The 10,043-nt window shown below is 47.2% G+C and carries 5 protein-coding genes and 1 pseudogene; all 6 read left to right on the top strand.

Annotated features, from left to right (window positions below):
- Positions 1-410: 410 nt before the first annotated feature.
- Positions 411-3,113 (top strand): D-alanine--D-alanine ligase family protein, encoded by a 2,703-nt coding sequence (locus K0O23_RS19940; RefSeq protein WP_219879224.1) that lies wholly within the window; start codon positions 411-413, stop codon positions 3,111-3,113.
- Positions 3,114-3,216: 103 nt separating this feature from the next.
- Positions 3,217-3,993: a PASTA domain-containing protein gene (locus tag K0O23_RS19935; protein ID WP_219879223.1), complete on the top strand. Its 777-nt coding sequence runs from the start codon at positions 3,217-3,219 to the stop codon at positions 3,991-3,993.
- Between the two features lie 536 nt (positions 3,994-4,529).
- Positions 4,530-6,332, top strand: coding sequence for a T9SS type A sorting domain-containing protein (locus K0O23_RS19930; protein ID WP_219879222.1), 1,803 nt, complete (start codon positions 4,530-4,532; stop codon positions 6,330-6,332).
- A gap of 2 nt (positions 6,333-6,334) precedes the next feature.
- The gene (locus K0O23_RS19925; RefSeq protein WP_219879221.1) at positions 6,335-6,640 is read left to right on the top strand and encodes a rhodanese-like domain-containing protein; all 306 of its coding nucleotides are present in this window, start codon (positions 6,335-6,337) and stop codon (positions 6,638-6,640) included.
- 306 nt (positions 6,641-6,946) lie between these two features.
- Positions 6,947-9,703, top strand: coding sequence for a S8/S53 family peptidase (locus K0O23_RS19920; RefSeq protein ID WP_219879220.1), 2,757 nt, complete (start codon positions 6,947-6,949; stop codon positions 9,701-9,703).
- A 116-nt stretch (positions 9,704-9,819) separates the two neighbouring features.
- Positions 9,820-10,043, top strand: a pseudogene (locus tag K0O23_RS19915) (hypothetical protein); the annotation flags it as partial.

Here is a 10,043-nt window from a genome sequence, read left to right as displayed (position 1 = left end):
AATTAAACAGGAAACCTTTAGCAGCTTAATCTTGTGTCCGGGTTTTTGTTGCAAGTCCATAGTAGTAGCAGCTTTCTCCTTTTTGTCATACTGTAAGGATCTTGGTAGAAGGGAGGTTAAGCAACAGCTACAGATCAAGAACACACCCCTACCCCTCTCAAGAGTGGAATTTCGAAATGGCAAAAACTCCCTCGCCTGTTATTAGGATAGGGTAGGGATGAGGTAAACATTAGGGGCAGTTGGACCCGGTACTGTAGATTAATCTTATAAATCAATCAAATCTTCTTAATCTGTGGTCAATAATCAAACTATAAATCGCTCCTATACTTTGATAAAACCTAAAATTGAACTAGAATAGCAGCTTATAAATTAGTAAGTATAATGCCCCTCTATTTATTACCTTTGCATTAATGAAAGTAGGAATAATCTTCGGCGGACCATCACGTGAGCGCGAAATCTCTTTTGCAGGTGGCCGTACGGTATACGATAATTTAGATAAAGCGCTGTTTGAGCCTGTTCCGGTGTTTGTAGACAGTCTGGGTAACTTTATACTCCTTAACTGGCAGTTTATCTACAAAGGCACCATCCGCGATTTTTACCCACCGGTAGATGCCCTTCCGGAAACGGAGCATGCCCTGCAGATTTACCTGGAGTCTTTAGGTGAGTTAAGTATTGAAGAGCAGGACATGATAATAGCCAAAGCCGGCAAGCGCTTGCAGCCAAACGAGTTCAAAGATCACTTTGAATTTGCTTTCCTGGCGCTGCACGGCCCGTACGGCGAAGATGGCGCTATACAGGGCTTGCTGGAGTGGTATCATATTCCTTACTCCGGCTCAGGTATACTTCCGTCGGCTATCGGTATTGATAAGGCTGCACAGAAGGCACTGCTAAAGCAAAACAACTTCCCGACGCCGGATTACAGAACCATACAGTACGCTGATTGGGCGAAGCAGGAACAGCGCGAGCAGATATTCCATACTTTGGTTGCTGACCTTGGTTTGCCGTTGGTATTGAAGGCGCCGCACCAGGGATCATCTATTGGTGTGTCTATAATCAAAGAAAATAATTTTGCCGCTTTTGAGGCAGGCGTAGAGCGTAGCTTCTTCACAAAAACCATTTACAAGAGCCAATGGCTGGCTTTAAGCGAAGAGAAGCAACTGGTTACCATGAAGCAACTGGTAGATATCCGGGAAGGTATCGGTATGCCGGTCATGCTGGAAGATGGCACCATTGTGTACCACCCGGAAGAACTGCTGAACAAGATCAACCATACCTTTAACACAACTGCCACCGATAGCATTACCCTTACCAACATTGAGCACGAGCAGCAGGTGTTGGTTGAGGCCTTTATACAGGGCAGAGAGTTCTCGTGTATTGTAGTGCAGAATGAAGCAGGTGAGCCAATCGCTTTGCCGCCAACTGAGATCGTAAAAGGCAGCGAAGTATTCGACTACCGTTCCAAATACCTGCCGGGCCTGAGCCGAAAAATTACACCGATAAACCTGCCGACAGAGCAGATACAGGAAATCAGAAAAGCCACAAGCAAGCTGTTTAAAGACTTCGGTTTTAATGTGTATGCCCGTCTGGATGGCTTTATTACCGAAAGCGGAGAGATTTTCCTGAACGATCCGAACACTACTTCTGGTATGTTGCCGTCGTCGTTCTTCTTCCACCAGGCAGCTGAGATCGGCCTTAACCCGTCACAGTTCCTGACTTACATTATCAGAACCTCTGTTGCAGAGCGTTTAAAAACCGGCAAGGATACCGTGAAGCTGACGCGCCTTCTTGCTAAGCTGGACAAGGCGATCAGAGAAGAACAGGCGCACCGTGCCGAAAAAGTACGTGTGGGTGTGATTATGGGAGGGTACTCTTCGGAACGTCATATTTCGGTAGAGAGCGGCCGTAACATTTACGAAAAGCTTTCTTCCTCAACCAAGTATGAGCCACTACCCATCTTCCTGACAGGCAGCAACGAGGCCCACCGTTTATATACTATCCCGATCAATATCATGCTGAAGGATAATGCAGACGACATTAAAGAGAAAGTACACTACTTTGAGCAGGGAGGCAAGCCGCACCCGGTACTCGCCGAGATCGCCAAAGAAGCAGAAAGTATAACCAGAAAGTATACAGGCCGCAGCCTGGAAGAGCCGCAGCGCATTACCTACAGTCAGCTGAAAAACCTGGTAGATGCGGTGTTCATTGCCCTGCACGGCCGCCCAGGCGAAGACGGTGCCCTGCAGGCTGAACTGGAGAAACTATACATCCCGTACAACGGTTCAGGCATACGTTCGTCGCGCATTACCATTAACAAGTACGAGACGAATGAGATACTGGCGCAGCACGGTGTTCCGGTTGCCAAACATGCTATGGCGCTTAAAGAAGACTGGCAAAACGACAGCGAAGTCTTCTTTCAAAGTATAGAAAACGAGTTTAAGTATCCGTTCATTGCCAAGCCAGCCGACGATGGTTGCAGCTCTGCGGTGAAGAAGATAAAGAACCGCCAGGAACTGGAGGCTTTTGCGAAACTGATCTTCCGGGAGATGGAGGAACTGGATTCTGACTGTGCACTGACCTTGCAACTTGGTTTTAAAGAGGAATTCCCGAACAAAGCCGGGTTCCTGGTAGAAACGCTGATCTCAAGAGAAGGTGCAAAGCACTTCCTGGAAATTACCGGTGGTTTGCTTACAAAGTATGCGCCTGACGGCACGGTTAGCTACGAGGTGTTTGAGGCATCTGAGGCACTGGCAGAAGGGGAGGTTTTATCTTTGGAAGAAAAATTCCTGGCCGGCGAAGGACAAAACATCACACCTGCGCGTTATGCTGCTGACCCGGAGCGCCGCCAGAAAATATCTGACAAGGTAAAAGAAGACTTACGCAAAGTAGCCCAGATACTGAACATAGAAGGCTACGCCAGGATAGATGCCTTTGTGCGCGTGCTGGAAAACGACGAGGTGGAGACGATCATCATCGAAGTAAACTCTCTGCCAGGCATGACACCGGCCACCTGCATCTTCCACCAGACGGCGATAAATGGTTACAAACCATACGATTTTATAGATCGCATTCTGCAGTACGGCATGGAACGCACCAAAATGAAAACAGAAGTGTAAAGAGGTAAAAGTTGAAAAGTTAGAGAGGTGTAAGATAGTTAAGAGTTATAAATTCAAACAGTAATCTTTTAATCTTAAGAGTCTTAGTCAATAATTAAAATACATGTTTAAAACTAATTCATTTTTAGATGTCCTGAAGCATCTGGCCGTTATGGCGGTTATTATATTGGTGCTGGTAATAGGCTTCTTTTATGTGTACCTGCCATCTACAACCAACCACGGCGAGAGCATCTCGGTGCCCAGAATAGAGGGAATGCAGCTGGCAGATGCCGAAGAATTACTGGAAGATCAGAACCTGCGGTATTACATCAACGACTCTACCTATAAGCCGGACCTGAAGCCCTTCCAGGTACTAACCCAAGACCCTGCACCAGGTGCCAAGGTAAAAGAGAACCGTAAGATCTACATCTCGGTGAATATGAAAAACCCGCCGATGATCAAAATGCCTAAGCTAATAGACGGATCGGTGAAGAACGCAGAGCTTATACTTAAGAGCTACGACCTGAAAAAAGGCAAGCTAACTTATGTGCCTGATCTGCAGCAAGGCGCTATTTTAAAGCAGTTTGTTAACGGCAAAGAAGTTAAGCCCGGTGATATGATTCCAAAAGGCTCTGTTATAGACCTGCATATAGGCGACGGTTTGGGTAACTCCGAGTTTGAGATGCCATCGGTAGTAGGTATGCCTGTAGACGAAGCATCGGTGCTGCTAGTAGGGCAGGGACTGCAGATTGGCAACATCATTTACGTGCCGGGCAGCGATAAAGCAGACGGAACCGTTCTTAAGCAGCGTCCTTTCCCGGAGGTTGGCGCCAAAATAAGAGTTGGCGAACTGGTTGATCTCTGGGTGGCAGGCCGCGAGCCGCTTGAGGGTATTGAGTAAGAAATTAAAGTATAAATTGAGGCGCCTGGACAGCAATGTTCAGGCGCTTTTTTTATAAAAGACCTTGCAGCGTGCGCAGCTCCTGCGGGTGTCTGGGTTTAGAGGCTTTTGCTTCGTGGTGTCAGACGCTCGCGGGACCTTCGGATACCACGAGGTCTTTTGGCTGTCAGAATCAGGATTTCCAGGATGCACAGGATTTTCTCAGATACTGTATCGAACCATCCCTGGCCCAATATATTCACCTAAAGCCGGATTGAGCGGTTTTGTTATTTCGAACAACGTGAGAAATCTCTATAGAATTCCGGATAGATCTCTCACGTTGTTCGAGATGACAGTTTTTACTTAAGGAAATGGCAGTGCGGCAGGGGTAGTTGGATACAGTACTATAGTGAAAGGCGCTACGTTATACTTACATCAAAAAGCCCTTTATGCCACAACAAAGTATAAGTAAGTACAGTAAAGTGCCTAAAAGTCCGGGGCTTTGTTTATTTTAACGTTTCAATCGCGATAATACATACCTGACCTATATCCTGATCATGAGAAAAGCGCTGTGCTTTATACTTTTTATACTTGTATGTAGTGTGGGGGCAACGGCACAGGCAGTACTCACACCCTTACAGGAAGAACAACGCCTGGCACAGAATATAAATGTGCAACTTCGCCAGACAGCTGCACCACAGGCACTGCCTTTTTTCGATGATTTTGCCACCTCAGCCGTAGCACCTGATCCAAACCGCTGGATAAATGGAGGCGTGTACATAAACAACCGCTATGCACAGCAGCCAATAACTAAAAACGTTGCTTCTTTTGATGGCCTCAACGCTAATGGGTTGGCTTACGCGCCTGGCTCTGTAGGGGCAGGAGCATCCGATACGTTAACCTCGCAGCCTATACTTCTGGGCAATCTAACGCCTGCGGATTCTGTTTACCTCAGTTTTTACTGGCAGTCTGGTGGGCTGGGAGACATTCCGGACAGATCGAATATGGTTTACCTCCTGGTTGAGTTTAAAGACAATGCAGGAAACTGGCAGGAAGTATGGCGGCAGAATGGGCTTGGTGAGGTTACAGACTTTGCACAGGTGTTTATAGGTCTTAAAGAAACGAGGTATTTCCACAACGGTTTTCAGTTCAGGTTCAGAAGTATAGGGCAACGCAACGGCCTGGCCGACGTGTGGAATGTAGACTATATTTTACTGAACAAGAACCGCCGTAAAGGGCAGAACACCACCCGCGACATTGCCATTAGTCAAAGTGTAAGTAAACTGCTCCAGAACTATACTGCCATGCCGGCTGTGCAGTTTATGCAGAACAAGCAAGCCGAACTGGCACCAGAGATCCGTACTACAATCAATAACCTCGGCAGTTTACCAGGCGCGATCAGTTGGAGAGGCTATATCAAAAAGCTGAACGAAGCAGTAGCCGATACGTTCCTGCGCGATCAGGCACTGGTTCCGGCTAATGCAAGGCAGTTCCCCATAACAGGTGTGCCGCGCATTGATAACCTAAACCTGGATAAAAACGGGTTTATACTGCAGCATGGCATCAGGCTTATCACCAACGAGGCAGACCCGCTGCAGCGAGCCAACGATAGTACTCAGCGCAAAACTGTTTTTGCAAATTACTACGCCTACGACGACGGCACCGCAGAGGCAGGCTTCAGCTTTGTGGGCTCCAGCAGTACGCAGGTGGCCCAGCGCTTCGACCTGAACCAGCCAGATCAGGTGCAGGCGTTCAGGATATACTTCCCGAGGGTAAGAACCAATTTGTCCGGTACCTCTATCACGTTTAAAGTATGGGAAGATAACAATGGCGTTCCCGGCGAAACACTGCACCAGCAAAGTTTCCAGATACAGTACAGCGACAAACTAAACCAGTTTTACGAGGTGCAGCTTAGCAAGCCTGTGCCGGTAAGGGGTGCTTTTTATATTGGCTGGCAACAGCCGGGCAGTTTGTTTGTAAACGTGGGCTTTGATAGAAATGAACGTGCCACGGGCCGCCGCTTTTTGTTTACCACCTCCAACAACTGGACCATGGATACCCAACTGGAAGGCGCCATTATGATGCGGCCTGTTATGGTGGGAGAAGCGTTGGGCCTGGCAGAGGATATGGAAGCTGCCAGAATAAAAGTGTTCCCTAACCCATCGGCAGACAAGCGCATTTTTATAGACGGAGACTACGAAAACCTGCGAATTTATACTATAACCGGGCAGGAAGTATACCAGCATACGTATAATAGCAGTAAGGAGTACTTAGACCTGAAGCAGCTGGCTCCGGGCTTTTATACGTTGCGCATTCAGACAAGAAAAGCTATTATTACGAAAAAAATAATCCTGAATTAAACATGATTACATCATCAGATATCACAGCAGAAGAATTAAAAGAACGTCTTGCAAAAGGAGAGACACCAGTTATCATCGACGTTAGAGAAGACTGGGAGTACCAGGAGGCTAACATTGCGGGTGCCCGGAATATACCTTTGGGTGCATTGCCGCAGCAACTTGAAGACCTGGAGGACTTAAAAGACAAAGAAGTGATCGTGCAGTGCAGGTCTGGGGCAAGGTCGGCTACGGCAAAGGCATTTATGCAACAGCAGGGCTTTAGTAATGTACGTAATCTGCTTGGCGGAATTATGGCCTACAACGGATAAAAATCACTTTTTTTACTTACAGGAGGGCAGAGACACAGCAGTATTTCTGCCCTTTTTGTTTTAGGATCTAAAAGTTTGCCACTCCTTTTTATATGCTCAAAGTATAATGCTACAGTTAACTCAGAGGTTAAACAAATTCTTTTTTAAGTAAAATTTATAGTTATTATAGTACAATTAATATCTACAACATAGCACGTATTATATGTTTTGTGCATTATCTGCTGCTATAGAAGTTTATCAGCTACAGAAGCATTTTCTTAGAATCTCACTTAAACAATTATATGTCTAACTTTTACCATTTACCTTATGAAAAGAATTCTAGCTGTGGCTGTTATCTGCCTTTTGTCAATAAGCCATGTTTTTGCACAGGCCTTTGTAGATCCAAAGCTTAAAGCGGCCTTAACCGACAGAATAACTCCCGTACAAGTAGTAGTAACCTTTAACAGCGAAGGAGCTCCGACATTACTCGACAAGTCTGTTCTTACACAAGCCGGAATTCTGCAGGGCTTAACGTTACGCGCTCTCCCTATTGCAGGCGTACTGGCCACAGCATCTCAAATTGAGCAACTGGCTAAGAGCCCTCGGGTACTTTCGCTCTACTTAAACGAGTCGTTAAAGTATGAAAACAACACTGGTACAGCCATTACCGGTGTAAATAAAGTGCGCAACGAGATGGCCTTTACTACGCTGAATGGCGGCATGCCGGTTTCAGGAAAAGGTATAGGCGTACTGGTAAACGACAGCGGTGTTGACGGCACGCACCCGGACCTGCAGTTTGGTAAAAATCTGAAACAGAACGTTACAGCCGCTACGAACCTTAACTCGGTATCAGGCATTTTACCTTACACGCCGTTAGAAAATATCCCTAACACCGATGCAACTGGTGGTCATGGTACACACGTAGCAGGTATCGTAGGAGGCACCGGTCAGGCGTCATCTGGTAAGTATACTGGGGTTGCCCCGGGTGCTGATTTGGTAGGTTACGGTTCTGGTGCTGCGCTATTGCTGCTTGATGTTCTTTCTGGCTTCGACTATGCCATCATCAACCAGGCCCAGTATAACATTCGTGTTATCACCAACTCTTTTGGAACTACAAGCGATACAGGCACAGATGTAAACCCCGCCGACCCGATAACGCTTGCCACGAAGCGCTGCGTAGATCGTAATATTGTGGTGGTGTTCTCTGCGGGTAACTCCGGACCAAGCTCAGGCACTATGACAGGCCAGTATAAAAAAGCACCGTGGGTAATCGCAGTTGCTGCTGGCGATAAGCAAGGGCGCCTGGCTAATTTCTCATCAAGAGGAGTAAAAGGTAAAGGTGGTTCTTTTATGCTGGATGGCAAGGCCTATACCTGGCAGGACCGACCTACAATAACATCTCCTGGTGTAGACATCATTGCGGCAAGAGTAATTGCACCGGTTTCTTCATTGTCGGCTGATAAAGATGCGACAGAACTTGACCCGGCTCATGTGCCCTACTACACGCATATGAGCGGTACTTCCATGGCAGCCCCGCACGTGGCAGGTATTGTGGCGCTTCTTCTTGATGCTAACCCATCGCTGACAGTTGCTCAGGTAAAAGAGATACTGCAGCAAACAGCCACTAACATACCTGGCAGAGCGTCATGGGAGGTTGGAGCAGGTTATGTAAATGCTTATGCTGCCGTAGACAGGGCTTTCAGGGCTTCGGCTCCTTATGGCTCTACCCTTAACTTTACCAGAACATTCAACAGCAATGTGAATTCAAATAATATATCAGAGAAATTTACAATAGATTTTAATCCTGCTACAACTGCTACTAACAGAACTACTTTCAACGTGGCCGCTGGTACTACAGGAATAGAAGCCAAAATTAAAGTTACAGGTGTGGCTGGTGAAACAGGTAACCCAGTCAGATTAACGCTTATCTCGCCGAGCGGAATAAGAACAAGTGCCGGTATTCCGGTTTTATTCGCATTGAGTTATGACCGAGGCGTAGCAATTGCTTCTCCTGAGGCAGGTACCTGGACTGTAGAGATCTCAGGGTTAAACGGTGTGGCTTTTCCAGAGAAAATAAATGGGGTTGTGGAAATGATCACGGCTGCCGGCACCACCGGATTGAACGATATAGCCGGCCACCCAGCAGAGGCATCTATTATAATGGCTGTGAACGCACGTTTAGCCGATGGTCTTACCGATGGCGGTTATAAGCCGGATGAACTGCTTAAGCGCATTGATATGGCCGATTACCTGATGATGGGAGAAGGCATACGACAGTACCTGCCCGTAAATGGCTCTTATACTTTAACGGACGTGAAAGAGCGTAATCTTCTGGCTGAATCTATTGTGGCTAAAGGCGCTGCACTGCGTGACAAAGAGCACGTGTTTAACGGTATTATGCTCCCAACGGCTCCTGGCAAGTTCTCTCCGAACAGCAAAGTGAACAGAGCCGAAGTATCCTACTCGCTTGTACAGGCATTAGGCTTGCAAAAGTTTGCCCTGGAGCGCAATGGTAAAACACCGACAGTTGAGGTAAACGGTACCAGCTACCCGATCGAGGATGCTGCGGACATTCCTGAAGGGCTGGAAGGATATGTAAGCGTTGCCCTGGAGCTTAACATGATCAATGCTTACTATACTGTAACACAGGGGCCATACGACCTTCAGCCAACATTACACGCTACTTTTAAGCCATTAAAGGATGTAACACGCGCTGATTTTGCCGTGATTGTTACACGCACCCATGCCTTGTGGAACGCCGCTACTCAACCAATTGCAGCCTCAGGCACAGCAAATGCCCTTATGGTTAGCAACCTAAGCACTACAAACGAACATGTATACAGCTATCCTAATCCATTTACAGGCGTAACTACCATTAGCTATGTAGTGCCGCAGGATGGCGAAGTACAGATAGCGGTATATGATGTGCTGGGCAAAAAAGTACAGACACTGGTAGCAGGAAGTATGAAAGCCGGAAGCTACACAACCAACTTCGATGGCAGCAACCTGCCTGGCGGCACTTACATTTACCGTGTAAAAGCAGGCGACAAAGTATACTCTAACATGATGATCCTGACAAGATAGAGATTTCAGAGTTATAGTGAAACATGAATCATCCCGAATTTTGTGATGGGATAAAAAAGGCAAACCTCCTGTTTTAGGTGTATATGTAATGTATGACCTAAAGACAGGAGGTTTTTATGTTTGCTACTTCTGAAAACGCATCTTCCCAAGGCGAGGTTCTCTCCCAGGCCCGTTTTTTCTCCCGCCGATTAGAGGAGTTCCTCGCTCCCTTTCTTTCACTGCTCGACCGGTTGCTGGACCGCCGGCTGGTTTCCACCTTTTCAGGCCTGTGTCAGGCGCTGGTGCGCCACCGCAACCGCCCCTCGGGCCTGTTGCTAAGCGAGCTGGGCGGGGTGCTGCT

The sequence above is a fragment of the Pontibacter aydingkolensis genome (assembly GCF_019443125.1).
Lineage (GTDB): Bacteria > Bacteroidota > Bacteroidia > Cytophagales > Hymenobacteraceae > Pontibacter > Pontibacter aydingkolensis.
This window is presented reverse-complemented; position numbering and strand designations above follow the sequence as displayed.

Bases quoted from the DNA above. Each gene is read 5' to 3' on its own strand.
- K0O23_RS19940 (WP_219879224.1), top strand. From the start codon at position 411: ATGAAAGTAGGAATAATCTTCGGCGGACCATCACGTGAGCGCGAAATC.
- K0O23_RS19935 (WP_219879223.1), top strand. From the start codon at position 3,217: ATGTTTAAAACTAATTCATTTTTAGATGTCCTGAAGCATCTGGCCGTT.
- K0O23_RS19930 (WP_219879222.1), top strand. From the start codon at position 4,530: ATGAGAAAAGCGCTGTGCTTTATACTTTTTATACTTGTATGTAGTGTG.
- K0O23_RS19925 (WP_219879221.1), top strand. From the start codon at position 6,335: ATGATTACATCATCAGATATCACAGCAGAAGAATTAAAAGAACGTCTT.
- K0O23_RS19920 (WP_219879220.1), top strand. From the start codon at position 6,947: ATGAAAAGAATTCTAGCTGTGGCTGTTATCTGCCTTTTGTCAATAAGC.